Source organism: Halorientalis brevis, from assembly GCF_023077655.1.
The window spans coordinates 81595-106233 of sequence record NZ_JALLGV010000003.1 but is presented as its reverse complement, the minus strand read 5'-3'; the positions used below and the strand labels follow the sequence as shown (position 1 = coordinate 106233).

Sequence of the window (24639 nt, the reverse complement as noted above, 5' to 3'; positions counted from 1 at the left end):
AGTTCCAGTCGCTAGCGCTCCTGGAACCACTCCGCGAACTTCGCCAGCGCTCGCCCGCGGTGGGAGACGGCGTTTTTCTCCGCGGCGTCCATCTCCGCGAAGGTCGTTCCGTCGTGCTCGAAGATGGGGTCGTAGCCGAACCCGCCCTCCCCGCGGGGCGCGACGAGTTCGCCTGGGACGTACCCCTCGAAGATCTTCACCGGGAGGTCGCCCTCCTGGACCTGGTCGTCGGTCGTCGCCGTCGCGCGCTCGTCGGCCGCCTGGTCCTGTCCCCTCCGCTCGCGATTCACCGGTTCCGGCGTCGCCGCGAAGTCCTCGCCGTCGCAGTAGGCGATGACGCTCCGGAACGACGCCGACCGGTCCGATTCCATCTCGGCGAGCTTCCAGACGCGTTCGATCCCGAGCGTGTCCTCCGCGTACGCAGAGTACGGCCCGGGGAACCCGTCGAGGGCGTCGACGAAGAGTCCGGAATCCTCGACGATGACTGGCTCGTCGACGTGCCGATAGGCCTGGCGGGCGCTGTGGGCGGCGACGGCCGCGATGTCGTCGGCCTGGATCTCGGTGGTGTCGAAATCGAGCTGTCGGACCTCGGCGTCGGCCCCGAGGTACTCGCGGGCCTCCCGGAGTTTCCCCTCGTTGGTGGTGACGAACCGGAGCATACGCCCCGCTCGGTGTGGCGGGACAAAAGAGGCGTCGCTTCACGTGCTGCCGGACAGACTCGTGGGTCGTTCAGGACATCTCCCGGCAGATACACCTCGACAATCGGTTTCTACGCGGCCACCGGCTGTGAAAATCCTGTCCGGCAGTATCAGTCGACGATGACTTCGACGGGCTCGTCCTGTTCGGTCTCGCTGCCACCGTCGTCGCCGCCGCGCTGCTGCCAGAAGAGTGCGCCGGCGACCGCCACCACGATCCAGGACCGCCAGTTCGCGAGATTCAGCGTATAGCCGATGCCGAACGGCTTCTCGACGAGCATCCCTTCGCCCGGCCGCCAGTACGACGAGAGCAGGCGCTTGATGGACGGTCGCTCGAAGTTGTACGGCACGCCGAAGATCTCTCCGGACTGCGGTTTGTCAGCCATGTGTGCAGTTATGATTGGGCGCGTAATGAACGTTTGTCCCCCACTTTTTACAGCACGGGGGTGTCCTCGGCCTCAGGCCTGCGGGCACCCCCGTCTGCAAAACCTGTTCCCGTGAGCTTGCGAACGGGAGCTTGGAAGACGAGCAACGCGAGTCTTCCGGTGGACTAAAACACCCTCCAGACTAACTTCGTTCGTCTGGAGTGAACCGCGCCGCTCCGCGGCGCGGATGCTGGTGTGTTCACTCCACAACCTGTACTTATCACCAGTATCCGCGCGAGCAGAGCGGGACCGGAGGTCCCGCAGGCCCGTAGGACCGAGGATACCCGACTTGGAAAAAGATGGCGGGCTACTGATATCGACCGCGACCCTCGACCTCGCGCAGATGCGCGAGCACCGCCTCGTCACCGACAGCCCTGTACGCGTCCTCGGCGGCCTCCAGCAGCGTCTCGGGGTCGTCGGCCGTGCCCGCGAGCGACTGGGCGAACACGTGGAGGTCCATCGCGTAGTCCTCGACGTCGTCGGTGTAGTAGCCCAGTCCGAAGTCGATGAGATACGTGCGGTCGTCCGCGGCGTCGTTGCCGAGCCCGGCGACGCGGACGTTCCGCGTCGTCGGATCGCCGTGGACGAACCCGGCCTCGTGGATCGTCGCGAGGTGGCGACCGACGTTGCGAACCCGCTGCTCGGTCAGCGCCCCCCGCAGATCCGTCTCGCCGACGCGCTCGAAGACGATCGTCGCCTCCTGGGGATCGACGTCATAGATGGCCGGCGTCGGGACGCCGTGCTGGCGCGCCTCGCTCGTGAGCCGCGTCTCCTCGCGCGTGCGTTCGATTCGGAGTCGCTCGTCGAGCGCAGGATGGCGGTACGAACGCGGCACCCGCCGTTTGACGACCCGATCCGGTTCGATGGTGACCGTCGCCTCCGCGCCCTGCACCTCGTCCTCGTCGGTGACTGGCTGGGAGACCGATTCGCCCGACCGCCACGTCACTGGCACCTGGTCCGGGCGGAAGTTCGAATCGATCTGCGAGTCCTCGATCGCCAGCGTGTCGCCGGCCGCGTACATCTTCGCGCCCAGGACGGCGATCATCCCGGCGTTGTCCCGCAGGAACCGGTTGTCGGGCGCGTAGAACTGGGCGCCACGTTGGGCGCACATCTCGCCGAGCATCTCTCGCAACCGTTCGTTCTGGCCGACGCCGCCACCGAGGACGAGTTCGTCGCTGCCAGTCAGCGACAGCGCGCGCTCGGCGACCTCCGTCAGCATCGCGAAGACGTTCTCCTGTAAGGCGAAACAGACGTCTTCGATCTCCTCCCCGCGGTCGTACGCCTGCTTGGCCGCGCTCATGATGCCCGAAAAGGAGAAGTCCATTCCCTTCACGACGTACGGGAGGTCGAGGTACTCGCCGTCTTTGGCGGCGTTCTCGACCTTCGGCCCGCCGGGATGCGACCAGCCGACGTGGCGGGTGAACTTGTCGATGGCGTTGCCGACGCCGGTGTCCATCGTCTCGCCGAGGACGCGGTAGCGACCGTTCCGGTAGCCCAGAATGTGCGCGTTCGCGCCGCTGGCGTTCAGACAGACCGGCGAGGCAAAGCCCGACTGGTGACGACCGATCTCCAGGTGGGCGACCATGTGGTTGACGCCCACGAGGGGTACGTCGAACCGCTGGGCCACCGAACGGGCGGCCGTGCCGACGATCCGGAGACACGGCCCGAGGCCGGGGCCGCGCGAGAACGTGACGCAGTCGACCGGTGGATCACCGTCCTCGTGGGTGGGGTCCTCGGCCGCGAGGTCGCGAGCGTGCGCGAGTGCAGTCTGGACCACCTCGGGGACGTGCTCGCCCATGTGTTCGGCGGCCTCGCGCGGGTGAATGCCGCCGCTCTCGGGCTGGTAGGCGTCGGTCTCGATGAAAACGGACTCGTCCTCGGATTCCGAATCGCCTTCGCCGTCGTAGACGGCCGCGCTGGCCGCCCAGGCTGTCCCTTCGATACCGAGAACGCGCATCTAGGGGTCTATTTCCACTCGGTGTAGCTGCACCGACCGCAGTGGAGGCGGTCGCCGTGGTCGGCGAGGAACGCGTCGCCACAGCGGGGGCACTGCTCTTTCTCCGTGGTGCCGTCGTCGTCGTAGAACTCGTGGCGGGGCATCTTATGCCTCCTCTGCCTCTTCCTCGGCCTCGTCGGCGTCGGCCGTGATCTTGTTGCGCTCGAGCATGTGGTCCTGCTCGACGTCCTTTGCGTCCTCGGGCGAGTCGTAGACCTTCGCGTAGCCGACGGTCTTGCGCATCCCATACTTCGTGTCGAGTTCGTGGACGACGACCTCGTCGGAGTCCTTGTTCAGTTTCGCCGCGAGACTGTCGCGAACGGAGAGACGAGACGGCGTTGCGTCCTCGTGGACCATCTCGAACCGGACGTCGGTCCGGTGCAACATCGGGTTCTCGTCTTCCTCGATGATATCGATATCCATGGTTCGTTGCCCTTACGTCTCCGCGAAACGAGTAAAAGGATTTCGAAGGGACCGCTACACGTCGACAGTCGATCCGGCACCGTCCGTGAGGCCCCCGGGGAGCCACGGTTTTCAATATTGAGCATTGGTGCCATGCCACGCAGGTATCGGCCCGTTAGCGTCGACTGCAGGGATAACTGATACATATCATGGGTGATAACGTCCGGTATCGATGGGCAGGACCACGCACGGCTGGGTCGAATATCGCCACGTGGACTGGTCGGACGATCAGTTCGAGGGCGACGGCTGGCGCGCGCTCGTCAACCTCCAGGAGATGATGGGCGGCCGCGCGCCGTTCTCCGGGTATCTGTTCGGCGTCGAGAACGACGCGAAGTTCGAACCGATCGCCCCCGACCGTGGACTGCCCGACTCGATGAGCCGCGTTGCCCGGCTCGACTACGAGGACGTCTCGAGCGACGACGCGTCCTGGGTCTCGCTGCGCGAACTCGAACGCGCCGACTGGGACGCGGTGCCGGAGTTGACGGCGGTCACCACCCGGGAAGAGTGGGAGGCGGCCGTTCGTCGCACCGAGAAGTTCACCCCGCAGGGGCGGCTCGTCGAACGCGACGTCGATGCCTGGACGGAACTACCAGCGGACACCGTGGAGACGCTCGCGACCGAACAGACGATCCGGTACGACGACTACGTCTACCGCGTCGTCCCGAAGCGGCTGCGCGAACTGGCCACCTACGACTGGCCGACGCTGTGGTCCTGGCTCACGGAACTCCGCGACCGCTGGGAACTCGATTCAGAACACGTTCGGCTCGTCGTCTGGTTCGTCGAGGATTAGTCCGCGACGCCGAGCAGCGACCACAACCGGTCCGCGTCGCCGTCCATGCGACCGAGGAGGTCTCGCATTCGCTCGACTGACTCGCCAGTACAGGTGACCAGCACCATCCCTTCGTCGGGCTGTCCGTACACGACGCTCGCGCCCGTCGGCGCGGCGACGACGGCCGGCAACGCAGCCAGATCTTCTTCGCCATCGACGACGATCACCGTCGAGGTACCGTCCGCTGTGCCGTCGAGTGCCGCACGCAGCGCAGTCACCAGCGGTTCCGACAGCGTCGCTGCCGGATTCGAGACGTGTCGTTCCCGGTCGAACGCGTCGCTGTCGATCGCGTTCTGGATGTGATCGTCGACGGCCGAGCGTTTCGTCCGGCCGTCGACGAGCGCCACGTCCGGCGTCCGATCGGCCTGCATCAGGTGGTAGGTGACGATGTCGCCGACGGCGACGAGCGGCTCGGCGGCGTCGGCCAGGAGCGCCTCCGTGTCGGTGTAGATCGGGCCGACGGGCTCTTTGAGCTCTGAGCGGAGTGCAGCCTGCAGCTCGACGACGACCGCCGTCTCGTCGCCGTCCGCACTGGAGTGGTCGTCTGTCACGGCCTCAGCGGACTTTCAGGGCGTACTTGCCCGGTTCGGTGACCTGCATCTCCGAGGCGATCTCGCTCTCGTCGGGGTGGCTGATGATGACGTAGCCGGCCCAGTCCTCGGTCAGCGACGACGAGCCACACGCCACGCAGGCCTCTTCCTCACCGGACGACTGGACGCGGTGACACTCACGGCAGACGAGTCTATCGGCCATGATTACTCACCTGCAGTCGCCTCGCGCTCTTTGCGCTCCTCGTCGAGCCAGCCGTGCTTGCCGAGCCCGACCTGTTTCGCCGTCAGGCCGATCTTCGAGTCGCGGGGGTTGCGTTCGTCGATGCTCTTCGTGACGATGCGCGCCCGCACTGCGTCGCCCACGCCGAGCGTGCGATTCGAGTCTCGGGAGGCGAGCTGTTGGTTCTCCTCGTCGTACGCGAGGTACTCGTCGGAGATCTGGCTGACGTGGAGCAGACCGTCGACCGGTCCGATACCCACGAAGGCACCGAAGTTGACGACCTCGACGATCTCGCCGTCGACGACCTCCTGCATCTTCGGATCGAAGGTGAGTGCGTCGAACTCGGCCTCGTAGTAGACGCCAGGCTGGTTCGGCAGGACTGCACCTTCCCCGATGTCGTGCACCTCGATAACCGAGACGACGCTCCCGACGTCTTCGTCCATGCGTCCCTCCAGCTTGTCCTGGAGCAGGCGCTTGACGAGCCCGGGAGTTACGTCAGCGAGGTGCTCGGGCGGCACCTCGACCGTGTCGCGAAGTTTAACCCGTTTGTACATACTATGGTTGAGTGATGGCGAGTTTGTGCTGACCCCTTAAACCAATTACTGGAACGCCTCGTTCGAGGAGGCGGTCTCGCAAGGGGTGGTCTCTCGTGACGACGTAGTCACACTCGCCTGCGGCGGCGAGTTCGACCAGCGCGTCGTCGGCGTACGATTCCTCGTGCTCGAGTATCCGGCAGCGCTCGGTCGCCAGGTCGTGCCCGACGCTCGCTGCCGTCCCCTCCGCACCGTTGTTGCCGTCTGCGAGTTTCGCCAGCTCGTCGACGACGGCCCGCGGTGCGGCGAGGTCATCCGTGGTGAGCAGCCGATCGAGTTCCTCGAACACCCGCACGTTGCATTCGACCGGCATCATCAACGCGCTGGTGTCCATGCAGACCGTCATCCACGCAGCGTACCGACGCCGATCAGCCGCCAGCGCGCACCGACCCGGCGGTTGATGGCGATCTTGGCGCCGTCCTGGGCGCAGACCGGCCGCTTCAGTGCGACTTCACATTCGCCGGTGCGCGCGCTCGTGACCGATCCGACCGTCGTGGCCGTGCCGACCGTCAGCATGAGCGGTTCGCCGGTGCTGATCTCCTCGACTTCCTCCTCGACGTCGCCGACGATCCGTTCGAGCAGTTCCACGTCCATCGTGAACTGCTCGTGGACCGGCGGCAGCGTGCCGGGCGGGCCGGCGACCTGCCCCGCGAGGGCGTCGCCTTTCGTCAGCGACGGGTCCAGTCCCGTCCCGACGCCCAGGAGGCCGCCGGGCGAGGCTTCCTCGACGTCCTCGCCGCCGGCCTGGATCGACCTGACGGTCGTCTCGACGGGACGCCACTCCGTCTGGCCGCCTTCCTCGACCTCGCGGCCGGGACGGAGTTCGAGGTCGTCGCCAGCCTCGAGGCGGCCCTGCGTGAGGCTCCCGCCGAGGACGCCGCCCATCAGCGAGTCCCACGTGGTACCCGGGCGGTTGATGTCGAAGCTGCGCGCGACGAGCATCTGCGGATCTTCGCTCGGGTCGCGGTCGGGCGTCGGGATCTCCTCCTCGATGGCGTTGATCAGTACGTCCATGTTGACGCCCTGCTGGGCGCTCGTCGGGATGATCGGGGCGTCTTCCGCCACCGTCCCGGACACGAACTCCTTGATCTGTTCGTAGTTCTCGGCGGCCTGTTCGCGGTCGACCAGGTCGATCTTGTTCTGGGCGATGACGATGTTGTCGATGCCGATGATGTCCAGCGCCATCAGGTGCTCTTCGGTCTGTGCCTGCGGGACGGGTTCGCTGGCCGAGACGACCAGTACCGCGCCGTCCATCAGCGAGGCGCCCGAGAGCATCGTCGCCATGAGCGTTTCGTGACCCGGTGCGTCGACGAACGACACAGTCCGAAGCGGTTCGCTCGGCGAGCCGTCCGGACACTCGTCCTCGACCGTGTACTTGTCGGGTTCGTCGAGGTCAGGGCAGTGCCGGAACGTCGCGTCGGCGTAGCCGAGGCGGATCGAGATTCCGCGCTTCATCTCCTCGGAGTGCTGGTCGGTCCACTCCCCCGAGAGGGCCTGCACCAGCGTCGTCTTGCCGTGATCGACGTGGCCGACGAGTCCGATGTTCACCTCCGGTTGTCGGTGTTCGTCTGTCATTTCGGAAGTAATCTTATCGTGTCTTCGCCGCCTGCGGGTGATAAAGTTGCTGTTCTCCCTTCCGCAGTGACAACGGTCGCACCTGCCCCGCCACGGCGTCTGTCAGTGCTGTCGTCACCCGGACAGTCGGCCTGACGTGCAGAGAAATCAACAAGACGAAATGACAGCGCTGAAAACCTCACTGCTGATGTCCGATTCACCTCCAAATCGGCGCGAGTTCCTGCGCGCGACGGGACTCGCGGCCGCCCTGACCGGCATCGCCGGCTGTGTTCAAGACCGTGCGCCCGGCACGGCCGAACCGAACAGCACGACAGCAACGGACGAGCCAACTGCCACCGCGACGGCCCCCGAGAGCACAGACGCACCAACCGCAACGGAGACCGAGGTCGAAGAGACCACCGAGGCGGAGACGACGGAAGAAGAACCCACCGAGTCGATCCCCCCGCTCACGGCGGACGGGTCCTCCACGATCTACCCGATCGCGAACAAAGCGGCATCCTACTGGAATTCGAACGTGCCCGCTGACGACCGAGAATACTGGCCTCACGCCGAGTACGGCATCGAGACCGACGAGAACCTCGCCGACTACTGGGCCGGAAAGAATGGTTTCGAACCGACCGGCGAGCGCTCGACGCCGCCGTACGTCGTCAACGTGGGGTTGAGCCACTCCGAGAGAGGCGTCAAGAGCGTCCAGAAAGGCCGCGTCGACATCGGGAACTCCTCGGCGCCCGTCGCGGCCGAACTCCCCGACGCCGATCAGTCCACGCTGGATTCGTTCGTCGATCACGTCGTCGCCGTCGACGGCCAGCCGATCGTCGTCTCCCGCGAGATCTACGACGCCGGCGTCACGAAGCTCACCGGCGACGAACTGAAGAAGATCTACACGAAGGAGATCACCAACTGGAGCGAACTCGGCGGCCCGGACAGGGAGATCCAGGCCATCGCCCGCGCCGAAGGCTCCGGGACCGACACCGCGTTCCGCGCGAACCTCTACGGCGATCCCGAGGCACCCATCGAACCCGACGTCAGGAAGGAGATGAACCAGCAGGTCAAGCAACTCGTCGAACAGTCCGACAACGCCATCGCTTACCTCGCGCTCGCGTTCGTCGAACCCGACGGCCCAGTCCCGCCGGTCGCCCTCGAACTCGACGGCACGACCTACGAGTACGGCGAGAACCTCGGGGCCAAGGAGTACCCGCTCAGTCGCGACCTCCACTGCTACACGTGGAAGGACACGTCCAAGAAAGAGGCCGCCTTCCTCGACATGGTCCTCTCGGAGTTCGGACAGGATACGTTCGTCGCCGACAACCACTACCTCACGCTCCCCGAGAACCGGAGAGCGACTCAGCGCCGACGCCTGCCGAGTCGGAACTGACGGCCCAGCGCCACCGATTTTCGCAGCGTGACTCTGTCGGTAGATATACGTGCCACCACACACCATTATGCGACCATATTGTCATATACTCGACTATATTTCAACAATGAACTATCGTGATAAAATCAAGTCGACGCTCGCCCGCTTGCGAGGCGCCGCGGAGCCACGGGCGGAGAGCCGTCGCGACGAGGGAGCCGGAACCGTGACGCCAGTACCGGACGGTGGCCAGATCCCGGGGTCGGAGGACGGGCCGGCGTCGCTGGACGAGATCGGGCTGCGAGCAGGGGTCGACGACGAGCAGTTGCTGTCGGCGCTCGGTCTCGACGTCGCGGAGATGGACTGGCGAAAGGAGTTCGTCGGCTTCGACGACGGCGACGCAGAGCGGCTGGCGGAGCTGACGCCCCTGTTCGAGGACGTCGCCGACGATCTCGCCGACCACTTCTACGATCACCTGGGCCAGTACGAACAGACGCTCGACGTGCTCGACCGCTCGGACCGGTCGGTCGAGCAGCTCAAGTGGACCCAGCGCCGGTACCTGCTGAGCCTGGGTGACCATCCGTACAGGCCAGGTGGGACCGCCGGCTACGGGCGGGAGTACTTCAAGCAGCGGGCGGTCATCGGGAAGCTCCACGAGCGCCTGGACATGCCGCCGAAACACTACATCGGCATGTACCAGCACTACCACGAGCAGATCGTCGGTGAACTGTTCGACCGGCTGGAAGCCGAGCTCGGCGACTCGGACGACGACGCGGCCGCCCTCGAGCGGACGCGCGACCAGCTCCAGTCGTTCCTGCGGATCACGAACGTCGACATGCAGATCGCGATGGACGCGTACCTCCAGTCGGGCGAGCAGATCTGGGTCGACGCCCTGGAGGAACTCCTCCAGCCGGTCATCGTGCTCGACCGGGAGGCCGAGATTCTCCTGTTCAACGAGGCGATGGAGGAGCTGACGGGCGTCACCGAGGCGGAAGCCCGGGAGATGCCACTGTGGGAAGTGTATCGAACCGACGAGACCCACGACACGAAAACGACGATGCTCGAAGTGGTTCTGGAGAGCGAAGACCCGGTCCGCGAGCAGGAGTTGGAACTGCTGACCCACCACGACGAGCGGCGAAACGTCGTCCTGTCGAGCGTCCCGCTGTACGACGACCACGGCGCCCTCGTCGGGGGGACCACCGTGATCCAGGACATCACGGATCTGCGCCAGCAGGAAGAAGAGCTCGAACGACGCCAGGAGACGGCGGCGGAGATGAAAGCGGCGATCGCGGAGTTGCGCGACGCCACGGCCGCCGTCGCCGACGGGAGCGACGAGATCGCCGACCTCGCCGACCAGCAGCGCGACGACGTCGAACAGGTGGCCAGCGAGGTCTCGAACATGAGCGCCTCGATCGAGGAGGTCGCCGCCAGCGCTGAGCAGGTCCGCGAGACGAGCCGTGACGCCGCGTCTCTCGCCGACGACGGCCGTGAATCCGCCGACGAGGCCCGCGAGCTGATGACCCGACTCGACGCGGACCGCCAGGGAATGCTCGACAAGGTCGAGAACCTGCAGGACGCCGTCGCGGAGATCGGCGACATCGTCGACATCATCGACGACATCGCCGACCAGACGAACATCCTGGCGCTGAACGCCTCCATCGAGGCCGCCCGCGCCGGAGAAGCCGGGGAAGGCTTCGCCGTCGTCGCCGACGAGGTCAAGCAACTCGCCGAGGAGTCACAGGCACAGGCCGCCGAGATCGAAGCGCTCGTCGAGAGCGTCCAGGCCGACACCGCGGACACGGCCGAGAGCCTGCAGAACACGGGCCAGCGCATCGGCGACGGCGTCGAGCGCGTCGAGGCGATCCTGTCGAAACTCGACGAGGTCGTCGCCGCCGCCCAGGAGACGGCCGAGGGGATCGAGGAGGTCGCCGACGCGACCGACGACCAGGCGTCGAGCACCGAAGAGGTCGCCGCCATGATCGACCAGACGGCCACGCAGGCCCAGGACGTCGCCGACGAGATCGAGGACATCGCCGACGCGGCCCAGTCGCAGTTCGCCCAGGCCCAGACCATCGAAGAGGGAATGGAGGAGCTCGCGGACGAGGGCGCCGAGTAACCCGCCCGGAGCGCGAGACTTTTGCGCGCACCGTCCCTGGTCTCGCCCGTGCAGGAGTTCGCCTTCGAACTCGCCCTGGCGGCCCACCTCGAAGCGGACGGCGAGGCCATCGTGAGCCGCCAGCTCGGCACCGCAGTCCGCGGCCGGCGCATCATGGACCTCGTCCTGGTCGACCCCGGCCCGAAATTCGCCGAGCGCGCAGCGATCACGCCCGATCGGATTCCGACCCCCGCGATCGAGAGCGACGTGGGCACCGGTCGCTTCCGCTACTGGAAAGACGCGTTCGACCGCCATCCCGACCACGCCGAGTCGATCGTCGAGCGGGCGGTGGACCTCGGCTTCTTCGAGCGCGAACGCCGCCGCGGCCGAACGTACGTCCGCCAGACGGCACGGTACCCCGAGGACTGGTTCGGCCGCCTCGTCGGCGTCGAGAACAAGCCGGACCTCGCCCGGCCGGGCGATCTCCAGACCCAGCTCCAGAAGGACGTGAGCCTCGGTCTGCTCGACGCGGTCGTCCTCGCCACGGAGTCGTACGTCACCGGCGCACACCTGAACCGCATCCCCGAGGAAGTCGGCGTCTGGCGGTTCGATCCCGAGAGCGGCGACCGGGAGGTGCTCCGCGAGCCGACGCCGCTCTCCCCCGACGAACCCGGTATCGACATCGTCGAGGAGCGGACCGCGCGGACTGACGTCGAAGTCGTCAGCGCCGCCGAGAAGGCCCGGTACCGCCGTCGGGTGGCCGAGCGCGCCTACGGGAAAGGCTGGCGGACCTACGAGTTGCCCGCGTGTGCCGAGAGCGAGGCCGGCGAGCGGTTCGGCACCGCGTGTCTGCCGTTCTGTCGGTGGAAGGGCCGGCTCGTCGACGCGGCGAGCGAGTGCGGCCCCGACTGTGCGGGGTTCGCGGCGGCCGAAGCGCCCGACGTGGACCTGGTTGCCGAGCGGGACCGACGACAGCCCTGGGACCCAGATCCCGAGGGCCGCCAGCGGCGCCAGTCCGGGCTGGACCGGTTTCTGGATTAGAGCGCCAGCCAGACGCCGACCATCACCAACCCAGCGCCGACGAGACGGCGCCCCACTCCTTGTTCCCCGAACAGCGCCCCGCCAGCGAGCACCGTGAGCACCAGTGACACCCGGAGGACGACCGTCGCCTTGGCGGCCGCGACCAGCGCGAACGCGGCGAAGATGAGGACGCTCCGGAGCGTGGTCATCGCCCCGAGCGCGAGAAAGCGCCGCTGGCCGAGCGCGCGCGTCGGCAGGGTGCCGTCACGGCGTCTCAGCAGGACCCCGAAGGCCAGCGCCATCTGGACGTAGAGCAAGAACGTGAACAGCAGCGACGGCACCCGGACCACGACGAAGCGGGCGGCGACGGAGGCGACGGCGTACAGCCCGGCCGTCCCGAGTGCCAGCAGCGGCCCCGGTTCGGTGACCCGGGCCAGCGGCGAGGAAAGCGATTCATCGGCGAGAATGACGTACCCGCCCAGGGTGGCGGCGAAGGCGCCCAGGATAACGCTGGGGCCGAACGCAGTGGCCAGCACCAGCGGTTCCAGCACGGCGACCAGCAGCGGCGTCGACTGCCGAAGCGGCGAGACGACCGAGAGGTCCGCCTGCGTCAGTGCAGTGAGAAACGCGTACAGCGCGAGGACGTTCGCGACGCCGGCGACGAGCGTCCCGGCGACGACGGTGAGGGTTACCGAGACGGGCTGCGTAGAGAGCACCCAGAGTGCGACCGGAAACAGGAGCAGACTACCGAGGATCGACGTGACGTAGCTCAGCCGGAGCGCGTCGACGTCGGCGGTCAGGTGCTTCTGAAGCGTCTCGTAGCCCGCCTGGACGACGGCGCCGGCGAGCGCGACGGCGACCCAGAGGTCGACGAGTGTCATCTATCCGACTGCGAGCGTGCCGCTGTCTTCAGTGTCCCGCACTCGTTCAGCAGTTGCGTCACAACTCGTAGCGCTCGCCGTCGACGGCCAGCGGGTCCTCGAACGCCTCGTCGGCGGGGACGTAGTGCGAGACGTGGACGACCCGCGTGTCGGCGGCGTTCAGTTCCTCGCCGAGGGATTTCGCACCCTCGATGGTCATGTGTTTGGTGCCGAAGGTGCGCGGCACCCCCGAGTCGTCCTCGTGTTTCCCGCCGTAGGGGTGGTGTTCGGACATGTGGGCGGGGACGATCCCGTCGGCGAGCAGGAGGTCGGCGCCTCGCAGGCGCTCGCGGGAGGACTCGGGAATGCCGAAGCTCGTGTCGCCGGACAGCGAGAGTTTCGCGCCCGTCTCGGGGTCTTCGACGACGAGCCCGTAACAGACCAGCGGCGGGTGGTCGACGGGCAGGAGCGTCACCTCGAAGCCGCAGGTCTCGAACGGCTCCAGCGGCGTCTGGGGGTGCGCGGTGATGGCGTCGAGGTAGTCGAAGCGGCGTTCGACGGTGTCGGCGACGCTCTCCGACGTGTTGGGGTCAGTCTCGTCGGCGGCGTACACCGGGAGCGACGAGAGCAGGCGGTACGCGTTGCCGAGGCCGTCGAGGTGGTCGAAGTGGATGTGGGTGATGACGGCGGCGTCCGGGAGGTCGACGTCGCGTTCGAGGAACTGGTATCGGAAATCCGGGCTGGCGTCGACGAGCAGGGACTCGCCGGTGCGCTCGTTGTGGACGTGGACGGAGTAGCGCGTGCGCTCGACGTCGTGCTCGCGAGCGTACTCGCAGGTGTCACAGGAACAGCCTGCCGTGGGCGTCCCGGTCGTGTCTCCCGTTCCCAGCAACGTGACCTGCATCGTTCACGGAGTGATTCCCCGTGGAGAAAAAGCCCTCCCCTCAGAGTGGTTCAGTCGTGTGAGTGGTCGTGTGCTTCGCCGTCGTGACTGTGGTCGTGTGACTCGTCGTTGCCCGCACCGGAGATGTCGCCGCCGGCGACCAGGGCGTCGGCGTCGCCGTCGATCATGTCCAGGTTCTTGAGGTTGTCACGTTCCTCGAAGTCCGCGACGGCGTCCTCCAGGTCCTGCTGGGTGAGCGTCGTGCGCTCCTCGGTCAGCGCCGAGAGCACGGCTTCCCGGAGCACCAGGCGGAGGTCGCTGCCGGTGAGGCCCTCGGTGATCTCCGCGAGCGTGTCCGGGTCGAAGTCGATGATCTCCATGTCCCGGGTGACGACCTGGAGGATGTCCGAACGCATGCTGCGGTCGGGCTTGGGGAAGTTGACGATCTCGTCGAAGCGTCGCCAGGCCGCGGCGTCTAACTGATCGGGGTGGTTGGTCGCGCCGATGAGCAGGACGTCGTCGTCGATGAGGCTGATGTCGTCGATGCTCTTCAGGAGCGTGTTGACCGCCCGCTTGATCGCCGCGTGTTCGTCCGAGGAGCGGGTCTTCGCCACGAAGTCGAACTCGTCCATGAAGAAGATACAGGGCGCGAGCCGCCGGGCGACCTCGAAGGACTTGTCGACGTTCTTGGCAGTCTCGCCGAGGTACTGGCTGGTGATCATCGAGAGCTTCACCTCGACGAACGGGAGTTCCAGGTCGTGCGCCAGCGCGCGGGCGACGGACGTTTTCCCGGTGCCCGGCGGCCCGACGAACAGGAGCTTCCCGATCTCTCGGAGACCGATCTGTGCGAGGTAATCGCGGTGTTCGATGGCTTTGACGATCTTGTGGATCTCGCCCTCCTGGTCGGGCGTCAACACGAGGTCGTCCATGGTCATCTCGACTTCCTCGGGCGCGCGGATGTCCACGAGGTCGAGCATCTCCTCTTCTTCCTCCTCGTCGAAGTACTCCTCGAGGAGACTGTCGATCCAGGCGCGGTCCGCGCGGGCCGGTCGGTTCACCTCGCGGGCGGCCTCGTGGCTCACGTCGAACTCCTCGCCGTACGCGGCCGCGAGGGCGGGGTTCGCGCGGATGCGATCCTCGTCGGCGCGGTCGAGGAACCACTCCTCGGCCAACTCCTGGTCGGTGAACTCAATGTCGCCCGAGAAGTCGTCGCGCTGGGTGAACATCAGGTCCCCCACGGCGTCCCAGGGACGGTCCACGTCAGTCGCGTCGGCGGCCGTCTGGCCGGTCGCCGACAGCGGCCGCTCGATCCGGCCGTCCGTCCAGAACACCTGCCGGTAGGCCGGCGGCAGGTCGTCCTCGTCCAAGTCGCGGTCCCCATTGTACACTGCTGTCGTCAGCAGGAACTCGACAACGTCCAGCTCCGGGTTACTCATTCCCAACTCGGTTACCGCGCGACGGATATAAGCCCCCCGGACTCGATCGCAGGTGTGAGAGACAGCCACCCACACAGGAACATCAGTTGTTAACCACACATCTCACAGAGTTAACAACCACAAAGCGGCGGTTGTCGTCCCCACCGGGAGGTCGGACGGGCGAGACAACTGTTCGTGCAGGTGTTACCAGTTCTACGGCATTTAACATCGTGGACCCTGATTGGGTGTGTATGGCAGAGAACACACCTGTTGTCGTGCAGGCTTACCGAACCCCACAGGGCAAAGAAGACGGCGTCTTCGCGGACGTGCGCAGCGAGGACCTGTCGATTCCACTGATCAACGAGATGCTCGCCGAGACCGGTCTCTCCGGCGAGGACGTCGACGATCTCATCTGGGGCTGTGCCCAGCAGCGCGACGAACAGGGCAACAACATGGCCCGCGTCATCGCGCTCCTGTCCGACCTGGGCGAGTCCGTCCCCGCGACGACGGTCAACCGCTGGTGTGCGTCCTCGGCGCAGTCGATCATCTCGGCCAGTGACGCAATCCGCGCCGGCCAGCGCGAGTGCATCATCGCCGGCGGCGTCGAGAGCATGTCCCGGGTCAAGATGGGCCAGAACACCCCGAACGTCCACCCGAGCATGAACGAGGACTACAACGTCGCGGAGCTGGACATGGGGATGACCGCCGAGAAGGTCGCCGAGGAGTACGACATCTCCCGCGAAGAGCAAGACGAGTACGCCGCTCGCAGCCAGCAGCGCGCCGTCGCGGCCACCGAGGAAGGTCGCTTCGACGACGAGATCATCCCGATCCAGGGCCACGACGAGGACGGCAACGAGATCACCGTCGAGGAAGACGAGGGACTCCGCCCGGGGACGACCGCCGAGAAGCTGGCCGAACTGCCGACCGTGTTCAAAGCGGACGGGACCGTCACGCCCGGCAACGCCAGCCAGGTCTCCGACGGGGCGGCCGCGACGATGATCACGAGCAAGGAGTTCGCCGAAGAGCACGACCTGGACGTCCTCGCCGAGGTCGGCGGCAACAACGTCGCCGGCGTCGACCCGACCGTCATGGGAATCGGCCCGGTTCCCGCGACCCGCGGCCTCTGTGAGCGCACGGGCCGTGATCCGGAGGACTACGACCTCGTCGAACTCAACGAGGCCTTCGCCTCCCAGTGTTACTACTCACAGCAGGAACTCGGCTTCGACGACGACATCTTCAACGTCAACGGCGGCGCCATCGCCATCGGGCACCCGCTGGGCGCCTCCGGTGCTCGCCTGCCCGTGACGCTCATCCACGAGATGAACAAGCGCGACGCCGAACTCGGCCTCGCCACCGAATGCGTCGGCTTCGGCCAGGGCGCTGCGATCGAGTTCCGACTGCCCTGAGCAGCGACCCAGTGCACTCTTTCTCCTGACGCGCCGGCACCGACGAAGAGCGCCGAACGAAGCACTCCCAGTGACCGGGGCCCTACGCTAGGAACTGCGTATGCCGCGCTCGGCCCGATAAGCAGGTCTTACGGTCGCGGGGTCGGCGCGAGGGGACGCCCAATCGATACATAACTACGGCACTGGCGCGGGTGGATAGCACTGGAGGTGGATACACGAGCAGTGTTCGCTCGCGCACCGACGCTTCACCTACTCCCCGAACTAGCATCACCGACGCGTCATCCGAGCGTCGTCCACGACCACCCGTCACGTCCGCAGCGCTCCGCCGCGCTGCCAGGATACCCTCGTCGTCGCTCATGACCCATCGCGGCGCTCGGGTCCCCGGCGATGCCCATCTCTCCCCCTTCCACACGTTCAACGACCGCGAGCGGCGACTGTCAGGCGGCAGCACGGTTATAGTGACCCGCATTCCACCACCAGTATGCACCGCGTCGACGGATTCGAGCACCGGCCGGGCAACCACTGTGGGTCGACCTCCCTCCGGAACCTCGCCGACTACTACGGATGGGGATACGACGAACTGACCTGTTTCGGCCTCGCGTCCGGCCTCGGCTTCACCTTCTTCGAGCTGCCGGAGAGTCCGCATCGCGCCTTCTTCGGTCGCCCGCTCTGGCTCGAACGCGCCTTCTTCGAGCAACTCGCCATCGGACACGACCACCGGAGCGGACAGGACTGGGCCGACTTCCTGGCGTCGCTCCGGACGCGGATCGACGAGGACGACCCGGTCCTGGTGTTCACCGACATCTACTATCTGGACTACTATCAGACGGACACCCACTTCGCTCCCCACTCGCTGCTGGTGATCGGCTACGACGAGACCGAAGAGACGGTGCTGCTCGCCGACAGCGAGTTCGAGACGCCACAGGAGTTACCGCTGGCACGCCTCCGCGCGGCGATGACCTCCGAGTACATGCTGCCGGACACCACCCGCTCGCTGGTCGTCACGGAGCCGAAGCCGAACAGGACGTTCGCCGAGGCGGCGCCGACGGCTATCGCCCGGACGGCCAGATACATGCTCTCGCCGTCGGCGGTCGACCGCGAACTCGGCCCCGGCACGCACGGGCTGGCGGGGATTCGCGCGTTCGCCGACGAACTCACCGAGTGGACGGCCTTCGACGACCCGCAGTGGACAGTCAGGTTCGCCTACCAGAACGTCGAACGCCGAGGCACCGGTGGCGGCTGTTTCCGGCGGATGTACGCCGAGTTCCTCGACGCCGCGGCCGAAGCCGTCCCGGCGGTTCCGATGGCCGCGGCCGACGAGATGGCCGACGTCGCCGCCGACTGGACGGCGGTCGGCGAGACGCTCAAAACGGCCAGCGAGTGCGACGACGCCGACGCGATGGCTCCGTATCTGGCCGAGGCGGCCGACGCGGTTCAGGAGTTGGCCGACCGCGAACGGCGGCTGTTCGAGGACCTGCTGGCGGCGGTCAGGTGACGGTCGCGGCGATGATGCGGGCCTCGATGCGGTTGAGGTGTTCGCCGACGGTGCCGACGGTGCAGTCGCACGCGTCGGCGATCTCCTCGTAGGTGGCCTGGCGGGGCACCTCGTAGTAACCGAGTTCGACGGCGGCCTCTAACACCTCGCGCTGGCGCTCTGTGAGGGTGGCGATGGCGCGGCTGTCGTCCGGCTGGAACGTGCCCATCTCGGTCGCTTCGGCCTTGATCGAGTCCGGGACGTTGGCGAGCGCTTCCTGGATGTTGTCGTCGCTCCCGATGACGGTGACGCGGAGCCACCCCTCGCTGGTGAACTGCAAGGGCAGGTCGAGTACGAGACGGTACTCGTCGAGCAGTTCCAGGAGCCCGACGGCGGGGTCGCTGTCGTCGAAGTGGACGTAGGCGTAAAAGCCCGAGTCGCCGGGGATCAGCTCCCAGTCGAGCGCGCTGGGATGCTCGTCGAACACCGATTCGGCTGCGGACTCGTCGCCGCGGAGGCCGACGAGGACGATCCCGGTCTTGTCTTCGCGGAGACTGATGTACTTCAGCTGCTCCGGCGAAAGGTCGGGGTGCTCTTTGAGTGCCGCGATGATCGGGTGGAAATCTCGCTCTTCCAGCGGGATGAGCGAGAAGGTGAAATAGCGCATCGTCATGTGCGTGTCCCCACTCCGGTCGGTCGCTGCTGTGCTGGCTGCGTGGCGATACCTCGTGCTGACTGTCGGGTACGAGACGCGTTCGATGATGTCATGCTCTCTGCGTATCGTGGCGAAACGACAGTCGGTCCCTTTTCCCCCAGGCCCGGCAGCGCGGCCCGCCACGACGTGTGGTGTGACACCGTATGTGTTCTGAACCCTTATTTCCCGGTGGTCACATGTTGCTGCATGGACGTTACTGAGATGTTCTCGTATATGCCCTTCACGGACCTGCTCGGCATCGAACTGACCGAAGCTGCCGACGGGTACGCGGCGGGACGTGTCACGATGCGCGAAGAGTTGTCGTCGGTCCCCGGTGGCGACGTCGCCCACGGCGGCGTGACCTACTCGCTGGCCGACACGGTCGGGGGCGCCGCGGTCATCTCCCTCTCAGAGGACGTCTCGCCGACGATCGACATGCGGATGGACTACCTCGCGCCGGCCACCGACGACCTCGTCGCCGAAGCCGAAGTGCTGCGCATGGGCGGGAGCGTCGCCGTCGCCAGCATCGACGTCTGGGACGTCGAGGACCACCACGTCGCGACGGCTCGCGGCGTCTACAAGACGGGCGGTGACAGCGAGAACACGCCGTGGCTCGACGGCGACGGCGTGGAGACAGCGGCCGAAAACCGAGACACGGCCGGGAACGGCGACTAGAGCTCCCAGAACCGTCGGAACCCGCCGAGGTCGATCGAGAAGTCGAAGACGAAGTAGAGCGACTGGACGGCTTCCGGAACGACGTAGGGGATTTCGCGGGTGCGCGTGTTCCCCGGCGCGATCTGCTTCCGCCGCTTGAGCGCGTTCGGGAGCGCTTCGCGTGCCGCAGCGTCGATCCGGAAGGCTTGCCCACGGTCGTCTTTGAGGCTCGTGTGGCTGATCTGGCGGACGAGTTTCGGGGCGTCGGCCCCGTTTTCGATGCTCAGTTTCGGGATCACGTACACCCGTCCGTCGCCGGCGGCGCCCGCGCCGTCGATCGACTGGACGATGCGGAAGTCCTCGAGCGTCACGGACAGGCCCTCCTGGGTGACCGTCTCGCCCACGTCGTAGGTCACCACGTCGAGCGTCTGCTCGAACCGCGTGGCGAGTTCGACCGACTCCCCGAGGTCGACCGTCACTCGATCGAACGAAACCGAGGGCGTCTCGAACGTGAACACGGCGCTGGCACTGCTCGGGTCGGCCGGCGCCTGGAACGGAACCGAACTCCAGACGACTTCGCCGGGCGCGAGCTGTTCGTAACTGACCTCGGCGCCGACGTCAGTGCCGAACCGCCAGTGGCGATACGTCTCCCCCTGCTCGTCCTCGAGGTGCATCCGCATGTTGCTGAAGGAGATGTACTCGCCGACGGTTCGGTTCTTGATGCCGAGGTCGAGCATGAGCAACTCTTGATCCAGCCCCTGGGCCGATTGCCGCTCGAACCCCCTGACGACGAGGGCGAGTTTCTCGTCGGCGACGATCTCGCCCACCGTCGCCGTCGGTTCGGCCTCGTCGACCGTCGTGTACTCGACGGGCGTCTCGGTCTCGGTGGGTGCCGGTGCGTCTCCCCCTCGATCCTCCTGGCTGAACGGCCGGTTCGTCGGCGTGGACGAACCGCCACCGGAACAGCCGGCGAGCGCGAGGGTGCCGAGCGCGGCACCCGACTGGAGCAGTCGGCGACGTGAGAACGGCGTCTCTGCGGTCATGTGGCCGGCCGTAGGAGAACACTCCGTATAAGCTTCCTGTAACAGAGCGAGGGGCTCAGTCGCCGGCGGCAGACGAACCAGCGATCTTCTCGTCGGGAACGGTGCCGTCGGCGTTCCAGCCGCGCTGTTCGTAGTAGTTCGACAGCTCCGCCGCCAACCCCTCGATCTCGTAGGGGAGCGACTCGTCGTCGGCGCGGTCTCTCCCGCGCTGGTTGTTGAAGTGCCGTTCGAGCTCGACGATGCGGCTGCCCACGTCCATGAGCCGGTCGTACTCGGCCTGGAACAGCGCTTCCGTACGCTCCTCGGTCATGTTCGAGAAGGAGAACTTACAGAGGACGCCGCTGTCTTTGACCGCGTTGAGGTTCTCGTGTTCGATGAGCGTCGCCGATTTGCCGTCGACGCCCTCCTTCGGGAGCGCCTCGTTGGGCGCGACCAGGGGATACTCGAGGTTGTACATCTCGGCGTACATGTGGTCCGCACCGCGGTTCGAGGTCGCAAACGACAGCGCCTGGCCGTTCAGCGTGCGCCCGTCGTGCGCCGAGAACTCCATGCCTTTCATCGTCCAGTTCTCCACGCCCAGGTCGTCGTGGATGCGGTCGATTCCCTCAGCGAGCAGGTCGCCCTCGTCCTCGCGGTAGGCGATCTTTTCGACGAGTTCGAGCAGCAGGTCGTCGTTGCCAAACTCGTCGTTTGCGGCGAGATAGGCGGCGATGGTGTCCCCACACGAGATGGTGTCTAGCCCGAGCTGGTCGCACTTGTCGTTCGCCGTCATGATCGAGACGAAGTCGTCGACCAGCGCGTTCGACCCGAACGCCATCACCGTCTCGTACTCGGGGCCTTCCGTCGTGAACCCGGTCTCCTCGTCTTTCGTCGGGAGTTTGCAGGCGAACGCACACGACGAGCAGGTGCCGTTCTCGTACTTGTGGTCGATGACCGCCGACGAGCCGATCGACTCCATCCGGTCGAAGGACTGCTCCGCGAAGTACTTCGTCGGGATCGCCTCGACGGCGTTGGCGTACGACGAGACCGACACCGTGCCGGCGTCTTTCATCGGGCTATCGGAGGTCGCCGCTTCCTGGTGGACCGCGCGCGTGATCTCCTCGTCGAGGTCGTACTCCGGTCGGGAGTCCCCGTCGAATGTGACGAACTTCACGCCTTTCGCGCCGAGGACGGCGCCGAGGCCCCCGCGGCCGAACGCGCGCGACTCGGAGGTGATGATCGCCGCGTAGCGCACCTCGTTCTCGCCGGCCGGCCCGACGATGGCGGTGTGCTCCATCCCGAGGTCGTGTTCTGCGTCGACGTACTCGACGACCTCGTCGATCGTCGCTCCGTCGAGGTTCGATACGTCTTCGAACGTAACGCAATCGTCCCAGACGTGGACCCCGACGAGGTCGTCGCTCGCCCCCGTGATCTCGACGGCGCCGTAGCCCGTCTCGACGAACGGCCGGGACATGTACCCGCCCGCGTTCGAAGAGAGCAAGCCGTCGGTCAGCGGCGACAGTCCCGTACAGTTCATCCGCCCGGTGAAACTCATCGTCGCCGTCTGGAGCGGTCCCGTCGCGAAGACGAGCCGGTTGTCCGGCCCGAGCGGGTCAGCGTCGAACGGAATCCGGTCGTGCGCGAGTTTCGTCCCGACCCCTCGACCCCCGATGAACGACTGGAGGACGTCGTCGATGTCTTCTTCCGTCGTCGTTCGATCCCCGACGTCGATACTGAGCAGCGGCCCTTTCCCGTGAATCATTACCAATCATGTCAATGTATGCCGAACTAATAAATCGACGGCAAGTATTTTCAGGATAGTTATTACAGCGTTAGCGATCGCGGGCGTCGGTTGAGAGCAGGTAGCTCCCGCGCCGCACGTGTACTCTGACGGACGGAGATGAAACTCCGCGTCGTTGGTTCGTGAAAAGAGCCTAGGCCGGAATTTGAACCGGAGGAAGACTCGCTATGCTCGTCTTCCAGGAATTCAAATTCCGCTCGGCACACACGCTCACCCTGGGGGACGGAGATACAACTCCGTTCCATATCGTTCGCGAGAAGAGCCTAGGCCGGAATTTGAATCCGGGGTCTCGTCCTTACCAAGGACGCGCTTTACCGCTAAGCTACCCAGGCATACCGTCGTTGTGTCCGCAATACACGGTAACAGGAGATTGTCTTTAGGCGTTTCGATTTAGTGGTCGGCCGAGGTCCGCGCTTCACCGGTCGGCGAGGCGTCGGTTCCGACGAGGCCGTCGAGCCGGTCGCGGACGGCCTCGGTGAGCACGGCATCGGCCGGTGGCAGCCCGGTCCCGGCGTCCGCGAGGTCGGTGACGAACTCCCGGAGGTGGACCGGTGCGCTGCCGCCGGCGGCGGTCGTGCCGGCGACGACGGCCAGTTCGAGCACGTCGGTTTCGAGGTTGTGGTCCAGCGTCGGGTCGGCGGTCTCGCGGCGGACGGTCTGGTCGCGGCCGAACGATCGGACGACCGAGACGGCGGCGTCGGCGGCTTCCGTCCGGGCCAGCAGGTAGAACCCCCGAGCCACGAGGATGTCGGCGACGAGAACGTCCACGTCGGCGGCGGCGGCGCGTCGCGACTTGCCGTCCGAATCGGGTCGGTCGGCGGTGACCGGGACGGCCTGCCAGGCGCCGGTCGACTCGCCGGTGTCCCAGGGGCTCTCGTGGGCCAGTGCACGGGTCAGGCGCAGGCCTTCGTAGATGAGCTGTACGCCGGCAGCGCGGTCGTCGATGCCCTCGGAGCCGATCGCATCGTCGACGGCCGCTGCGCTGAGAAGCGTGAGCGCCCCGGGGGCCATCGAGCCGGCCTCGACGCGCTGCTCGATGCGCTCGAAGAGCCGGGCGGGGTCGACGTCATCGACTGCTTCCAGCGCCGCTCGCCGGACCGCAGCGGCTTCCTCCATTACCGCGACCTAGCGGCGGGAAAGGCAAAGACCTTTGGAAACGACCGACCAGGAGTGTCCAATGCTTGCCACGACTGACGAGGAGTCCCTTCGGGTGATTACGCTCGACCGCCCCGACCGGCGGAACGCGCTGACCCCCGACGGACTGGACGCACTGCAAACGGCCGTAACCGAGACCGACGCCCCCGTGATCTACCTCCGGGGTGCCGGCGACGCCTTCTGTGCCGGTGCCGATCTGGACGTGGTCGCGGACCTCGACGGGGAGGCGGCACCAGCCTTCGCCGAGCACGGGCAGGCGGTCGCGCGGGCCATCGAAACCAGCGACAGCGTCGTCGTCGCTGGCGTCGACGGCCCGGCGCGAGGCGGCGGCGTCGAACTGGCACTGGCCTGTGACCTGCGCGTGGCGACCGAACGCGCGACGTTCGCGGAGACCGGCGTGACGCTCGGACTGTTCGGCGCCTGGGGCGGCACGGTTCGATTGCCCCGCGTCGTCGGCGAGGGCGAGGCGATGGACATCGCGCTGTCCGGACGCGTCGTCGACGCCCAGGAGGCGCTGCGCATGGGACTCGTCTCGCGCGTCGTCGACGACCCGAAAGCCGTCGCCGAGTCGCTGACCGACAACGACCACGCCGCACTCTCACTGCTGAAAGACCGGATGCGGGATACCGCGGCGCAGGAGACTCAGGAGGCCCGCGAGGCCGAAACGTTCGCGACGCTCATCGAGCGGGCGGATTTCGACCGCTGATGACCGATGAATCCCGCAGCGAGGGAATATCACGTGAACCGAAAGGATTGAATCGTAGACTCGCCAAGCAATTGAGACGACAAGGGAGAGCACATGCCGGATTGTAACTACTGTGCGGAGTCGTTCGCCGACGAGGACGCCTACCTGGAGCACCTGCACGCGGCGCACGACGAGGGGGAACTCAGCAGAATCGACAGGCGACGCGTCGAACAGCACGTGGGTGACGACGGCGGCGAGTTCCCGACCGGGCCGGTCGTCCTCGGCGGGTTGCTCCTGTTCACCGTCGGCGTCATCGTCTACGTGACGTTTTTCGTCTGGGGCGGCAGCAGTGCCGCGACCACACCGATGGGTGACGTCGCACAGACTCCGACGAACGTGGGCGACGTCCACGAACACGGCCACATCAACGTCACCATCGACGGACAGACGCTCGATTTCAGCCAGCCCAAGTTCCAGAAGCCACAGCAGTACCCGGGATTCCACTTCGAGGCCGGCGACGGGTCGGCATGGCACGTCCACGCGAAGGGCGTCACCCTCGAGTACGCGATGGCGACGCTGGGCATCGACGTCACCAGGAGCACGGTGACCTACGACGGAACGACCTACCGCGACAGCGATCCCGGGACGAACGTCACGGTCCAGGTGAACAACGAGTCCGTCAATCCGGCGACGTACGAACTCGAAGGCGTCGGCCCGGACAGCGGCGAGGGCGGCGACTTCGTCCGCATCCTCGTCGAAATGAACGAATCGGCGTAGC

General features: G+C 66.4%; 26 protein-coding genes and 1 tRNA gene. 9 read left to right on the top strand and 18 right to left on the bottom strand.

Annotation, left to right across the window (positions count from 1 at the left end; genetic code table 11):
* Window positions 1-11 precede the first annotated feature (11 nt).
* The 5 genes from MU553_RS06020 to MU553_RS06000 form a co-directional block, all read right to left on the bottom strand.
* Window positions 12-659 carry a non-canonical purine NTP pyrophosphatase gene (locus tag MU553_RS06020; RefSeq protein ID WP_247376731.1) on the bottom strand — a complete coding sequence of 216 codons (648 nt, stop codon included), beginning with the start codon at window positions 657-659 and terminating at the stop codon, window positions 12-14.
* A gap of 149 nt (window positions 660-808) precedes the next feature.
* Window positions 809-1081: a DUF5808 domain-containing protein gene (locus tag MU553_RS06015; RefSeq protein ID WP_247376729.1), complete on the bottom strand. Its 273-nt coding sequence runs from the start codon at window positions 1079-1081 to the stop codon at window positions 809-811.
* Between the two features lie 346 nt (window positions 1082-1427).
* Entirely contained in the window at window positions 1428-3077 is a 1650-nt protein-coding gene (locus MU553_RS06010) for a bifunctional N(6)-L-threonylcarbamoyladenine synthase/serine/threonine protein kinase (protein ID WP_247376727.1), read from the bottom strand.
* An 8-nt stretch (window positions 3078-3085) separates the two neighbouring features.
* Window positions 3086-3220 (bottom strand): 30S ribosomal protein S27ae, encoded by a 135-nt coding sequence (locus tag MU553_RS06005; protein WP_247376725.1) that lies wholly within the window; start codon window positions 3218-3220, stop codon window positions 3086-3088.
* 1 nt (window position 3221) lies between these two features.
* Window positions 3222-3539 carry a 30S ribosomal protein S24e gene (locus MU553_RS06000; RefSeq protein WP_247376723.1) on the bottom strand — a complete coding sequence of 106 codons (318 nt, stop codon included), beginning with the start codon at window positions 3537-3539 and terminating at the stop codon, window positions 3222-3224.
* Window positions 3540-3750: 211 nt separating this feature from the next.
* Between MU553_RS06000 and MU553_RS05995 the strand changes: the two genes are divergently transcribed.
* A complete protein-coding gene (locus MU553_RS05995; RefSeq protein WP_247376722.1) occupies window positions 3751-4368 on the top strand; it encodes a hypothetical protein in 618 nt (205 codons plus the stop codon).
* Here the strand turns inward: MU553_RS05995 and MU553_RS05990 are convergent.
* Genes MU553_RS05990 through MU553_RS05970 form a run of 5 tightly spaced genes read right to left on the bottom strand, consistent with a single transcriptional unit; the run spans window position 4365 to window position 7346 of the window.
* Window positions 4365-4958 (bottom strand): GTP-dependent dephospho-CoA kinase family protein, encoded by a 594-nt coding sequence (locus MU553_RS05990; protein WP_247376719.1) that lies wholly within the window; start codon window positions 4956-4958, stop codon window positions 4365-4367. The two genes, MU553_RS05995 and MU553_RS05990, sit on opposite strands and share 4 nt — an antisense overlap.
* Before the next feature lie 4 nt (window positions 4959-4962).
* Entirely contained in the window at window positions 4963-5163 is a 201-nt protein-coding gene (gene spt4, locus MU553_RS05985; protein ID WP_345893365.1) for a transcription elongation factor subunit Spt4, read from the bottom strand.
* The gene (locus MU553_RS05980) at window positions 5163-5732 is read right to left on the bottom strand and encodes a DNA-directed RNA polymerase (RefSeq protein ID WP_247376715.1); all 570 of its coding nucleotides are present in this window, start codon (window positions 5730-5732) and stop codon (window positions 5163-5165) included. The genes spt4 and MU553_RS05980 overlap by 1 nt, the downstream gene beginning before the upstream one ends.
* Window position 5733: 1 nt before the next feature.
* Window positions 5734-6105 (bottom strand): PIN domain-containing protein, encoded by a 372-nt coding sequence (locus MU553_RS05975; protein WP_345893362.1) that lies wholly within the window; start codon window positions 6103-6105, stop codon window positions 5734-5736.
* Window positions 6106-6113: 8 nt separating this feature from the next.
* Window positions 6114-7346 (bottom strand): translation initiation factor IF-2 subunit gamma, encoded by a 1233-nt coding sequence (locus MU553_RS05970; RefSeq protein ID WP_247376712.1) that lies wholly within the window; start codon window positions 7344-7346, stop codon window positions 6114-6116.
* Window positions 7347-7533: 187 nt separating this feature from the next.
* On the opposite strand from MU553_RS05970, the gene MU553_RS05965 reads away from it, so the two are divergent.
* From MU553_RS05965 to MU553_RS05955, 3 genes are all read left to right on the top strand, one after another.
* The gene (locus tag MU553_RS05965) at window positions 7534-8721 is read left to right on the top strand and encodes a substrate-binding domain-containing protein (protein WP_247376710.1); all 1188 of its coding nucleotides are present in this window, start codon (window positions 7534-7536) and stop codon (window positions 8719-8721) included.
* A 106-nt stretch (window positions 8722-8827) separates the two neighbouring features.
* Window positions 8828-10813, top strand: a complete 1986-nt coding sequence (locus MU553_RS05960) for a methyl-accepting chemotaxis protein (RefSeq protein ID WP_247376708.1) — start codon at window positions 8828-8830, stop codon at window positions 10811-10813.
* Between the two features lie 48 nt (window positions 10814-10861).
* A complete protein-coding gene (locus MU553_RS05955; RefSeq protein WP_247376706.1) occupies window positions 10862-11833 on the top strand; it encodes a DUF5787 family protein in 972 nt (323 codons plus the stop codon).
* On the opposite strand, the gene MU553_RS05950 is transcribed toward MU553_RS05955, so the two are convergent.
* From MU553_RS05950 to MU553_RS05940, 3 genes are read right to left on the bottom strand one after another with little or no spacing between them, the layout of a single operon-like run.
* Window positions 11830-12693, bottom strand: a complete 864-nt coding sequence (locus MU553_RS05950) for a DMT family transporter (RefSeq protein WP_247376705.1) — start codon at window positions 12691-12693, stop codon at window positions 11830-11832. The two genes, MU553_RS05955 and MU553_RS05950, sit on opposite strands and share 4 nt — an antisense overlap.
* 58 nt (window positions 12694-12751) lie before the next feature.
* Window positions 12752-13576 (bottom strand): MBL fold metallo-hydrolase, encoded by an 825-nt coding sequence (locus MU553_RS05945; protein WP_247376703.1) that lies wholly within the window; start codon window positions 13574-13576, stop codon window positions 12752-12754.
* A 50-nt stretch (window positions 13577-13626) separates the two neighbouring features.
* A complete protein-coding gene (locus MU553_RS05940; protein WP_247376701.1) occupies window positions 13627-14991 on the bottom strand; it encodes an ATP-binding protein in 1365 nt (454 codons plus the stop codon).
* Window positions 14992-15221: 230 nt separating this feature from the next.
* Here MU553_RS05940 and MU553_RS05935 point away from each other — a divergent pair, with 230 nt between their 5' ends.
* Together MU553_RS05935 and MU553_RS05930 are read left to right on the top strand one after the other, a co-directional pair.
* A complete protein-coding gene (locus MU553_RS05935; protein WP_247376699.1) occupies window positions 15222-16376 on the top strand; it encodes a thiolase family protein in 1155 nt (384 codons plus the stop codon).
* A 481-nt stretch (window positions 16377-16857) separates the two neighbouring features.
* Window positions 16858-17871 (top strand): BtrH N-terminal domain-containing protein, encoded by a 1014-nt coding sequence (locus MU553_RS05930; protein ID WP_247376698.1) that lies wholly within the window; start codon window positions 16858-16860, stop codon window positions 17869-17871.
* Here MU553_RS05930 and MU553_RS05925 read toward each other — a convergent pair.
* Entirely contained in the window at window positions 17864-18523 is a 660-nt protein-coding gene (locus MU553_RS05925; RefSeq protein WP_247376696.1) for a helix-turn-helix domain-containing protein, read from the bottom strand. The two genes, MU553_RS05930 and MU553_RS05925, sit on opposite strands and share 8 nt — an antisense overlap.
* A gap of 228 nt (window positions 18524-18751) precedes the next feature.
* Between MU553_RS05925 and MU553_RS05920 the strand changes: the two genes are divergently transcribed.
* Window positions 18752-19219 (top strand): PaaI family thioesterase, encoded by a 468-nt coding sequence (locus tag MU553_RS05920; RefSeq protein ID WP_247376694.1) that lies wholly within the window; start codon window positions 18752-18754, stop codon window positions 19217-19219.
* Here MU553_RS05920 and MU553_RS05915 read toward each other — a convergent pair.
* From MU553_RS05915 to MU553_RS05900, 4 genes are all read right to left on the bottom strand, one after another.
* On the bottom strand, window positions 19216-20241 hold the full coding sequence (locus MU553_RS05915; protein WP_247376693.1) for a DUF4352 domain-containing protein: 1026 nt from the start codon (window positions 20239-20241) through the stop codon (window positions 19216-19218). The genes MU553_RS05920 and MU553_RS05915 overlap by 4 nt on opposite strands.
* 55 nt (window positions 20242-20296) lie before the next feature.
* Window positions 20297-21982, bottom strand: coding sequence for an aldehyde ferredoxin oxidoreductase C-terminal domain-containing protein (locus tag MU553_RS05910; RefSeq protein WP_247376691.1), 1686 nt, complete (start codon window positions 21980-21982; stop codon window positions 20297-20299).
* 299 nt (window positions 21983-22281) lie between these two features.
* Window positions 22282-22353 (bottom strand) — tRNA-Thr (locus tag MU553_RS05905).
* Window positions 22354-22411: 58 nt separating this feature from the next.
* On the bottom strand, window positions 22412-23137 hold the full coding sequence (locus MU553_RS05900) for a DUF7114 family protein (RefSeq protein WP_247376689.1): 726 nt from the start codon (window positions 23135-23137) through the stop codon (window positions 22412-22414).
* 61 nt (window positions 23138-23198) lie between these two features.
* Between MU553_RS05900 and MU553_RS05895 the strand changes: the two genes are divergently transcribed.
* Both MU553_RS05895 and MU553_RS05890 read left to right on the top strand, forming a co-directional pair.
* Window positions 23199-23882, top strand: coding sequence for an enoyl-CoA hydratase/isomerase family protein (locus MU553_RS05895; RefSeq protein ID WP_247376688.1), 684 nt, complete (start codon window positions 23199-23201; stop codon window positions 23880-23882).
* A 93-nt stretch (window positions 23883-23975) separates the two neighbouring features.
* The gene (locus tag MU553_RS05890; RefSeq protein ID WP_247376686.1) at window positions 23976-24638 is read left to right on the top strand and encodes a hypothetical protein; all 663 of its coding nucleotides are present in this window, start codon (window positions 23976-23978) and stop codon (window positions 24636-24638) included.
* Window position 24639: the final 1 nt, after the last annotated feature.

Excerpts from the sequence above, each read along its gene's own strand:
- MU553_RS06020 (WP_247376731.1), bottom strand. The coding sequence starts at position 659 with ATGCTCCGGTTCGTCACCACCAACGAGGGGAAACTCCGGGAGGCCCGC.
- MU553_RS06015 (WP_247376729.1), bottom strand. The coding sequence starts at position 1,081 with ATGGCTGACAAACCGCAGTCCGGAGAGATCTTCGGCGTGCCGTACAAC.
- MU553_RS06010 (WP_247376727.1), bottom strand. The coding sequence starts at position 3,077 with ATGCGCGTTCTCGGTATCGAAGGGACAGCCTGGGCGGCCAGCGCGGCC.
- MU553_RS06005 (WP_247376725.1), bottom strand. The coding sequence starts at position 3,220 with ATGCCCCGCCACGAGTTCTACGACGACGACGGCACCACGGAGAAAGAG.
- MU553_RS06000 (WP_247376723.1), bottom strand. The coding sequence starts at position 3,539 with ATGGATATCGATATCATCGAGGAAGACGAGAACCCGATGTTGCACCGG.
- MU553_RS05995 (WP_247376722.1), top strand. The coding sequence starts at position 3,751 with ATGGGCAGGACCACGCACGGCTGGGTCGAATATCGCCACGTGGACTGG.
- MU553_RS05980 (WP_247376715.1), bottom strand. The coding sequence starts at position 5,732 with ATGTACAAACGGGTTAAACTTCGCGACACGGTCGAGGTGCCGCCCGAG.
- MU553_RS05975 (WP_345893362.1), bottom strand. The coding sequence starts at position 6,105 with ATGGACACCAGCGCGTTGATGATGCCGGTCGAATGCAACGTGCGGGTG.
- MU553_RS05970 (WP_247376712.1), bottom strand. The coding sequence starts at position 7,346 with ATGACAGACGAACACCGACAACCGGAGGTGAACATCGGACTCGTCGGC.
- MU553_RS05965 (WP_247376710.1), top strand. The coding sequence starts at position 7,534 with ATGTCCGATTCACCTCCAAATCGGCGCGAGTTCCTGCGCGCGACGGGA.
- MU553_RS05960 (WP_247376708.1), top strand. The coding sequence starts at position 8,828 with ATGAACTATCGTGATAAAATCAAGTCGACGCTCGCCCGCTTGCGAGGC.
- MU553_RS05950 (WP_247376705.1), bottom strand. The coding sequence starts at position 12,693 with ATGACACTCGTCGACCTCTGGGTCGCCGTCGCGCTCGCCGGCGCCGTC.
- MU553_RS05945 (WP_247376703.1), bottom strand. The coding sequence starts at position 13,576 with ATGCAGGTCACGTTGCTGGGAACGGGAGACACGACCGGGACGCCCACG.
- MU553_RS05940 (WP_247376701.1), bottom strand. The coding sequence starts at position 14,991 with ATGAGTAACCCGGAGCTGGACGTTGTCGAGTTCCTGCTGACGACAGCA.
- MU553_RS05935 (WP_247376699.1), top strand. The coding sequence starts at position 15,222 with ATGGCAGAGAACACACCTGTTGTCGTGCAGGCTTACCGAACCCCACAG.
- MU553_RS05930 (WP_247376698.1), top strand. The coding sequence starts at position 16,858 with ATGCACCGCGTCGACGGATTCGAGCACCGGCCGGGCAACCACTGTGGG.
- MU553_RS05925 (WP_247376696.1), bottom strand. The coding sequence starts at position 18,523 with ATGACGATGCGCTATTTCACCTTCTCGCTCATCCCGCTGGAAGAGCGA.
- MU553_RS05920 (WP_247376694.1), top strand. The coding sequence starts at position 18,752 with ATGGACGTTACTGAGATGTTCTCGTATATGCCCTTCACGGACCTGCTC.
- MU553_RS05915 (WP_247376693.1), bottom strand. The coding sequence starts at position 20,241 with ATGACCGCAGAGACGCCGTTCTCACGTCGCCGACTGCTCCAGTCGGGT.
- MU553_RS05910 (WP_247376691.1), bottom strand. The coding sequence starts at position 21,982 with ATGATTCACGGGAAAGGGCCGCTGCTCAGTATCGACGTCGGGGATCGA.
- MU553_RS05900 (WP_247376689.1), bottom strand. The coding sequence starts at position 23,137 with ATGGAGGAAGCCGCTGCGGTCCGGCGAGCGGCGCTGGAAGCAGTCGAT.
- MU553_RS05895 (WP_247376688.1), top strand. The coding sequence starts at position 23,199 with ATGCTTGCCACGACTGACGAGGAGTCCCTTCGGGTGATTACGCTCGAC.
- MU553_RS05890 (WP_247376686.1), top strand. The coding sequence starts at position 23,976 with ATGCCGGATTGTAACTACTGTGCGGAGTCGTTCGCCGACGAGGACGCC.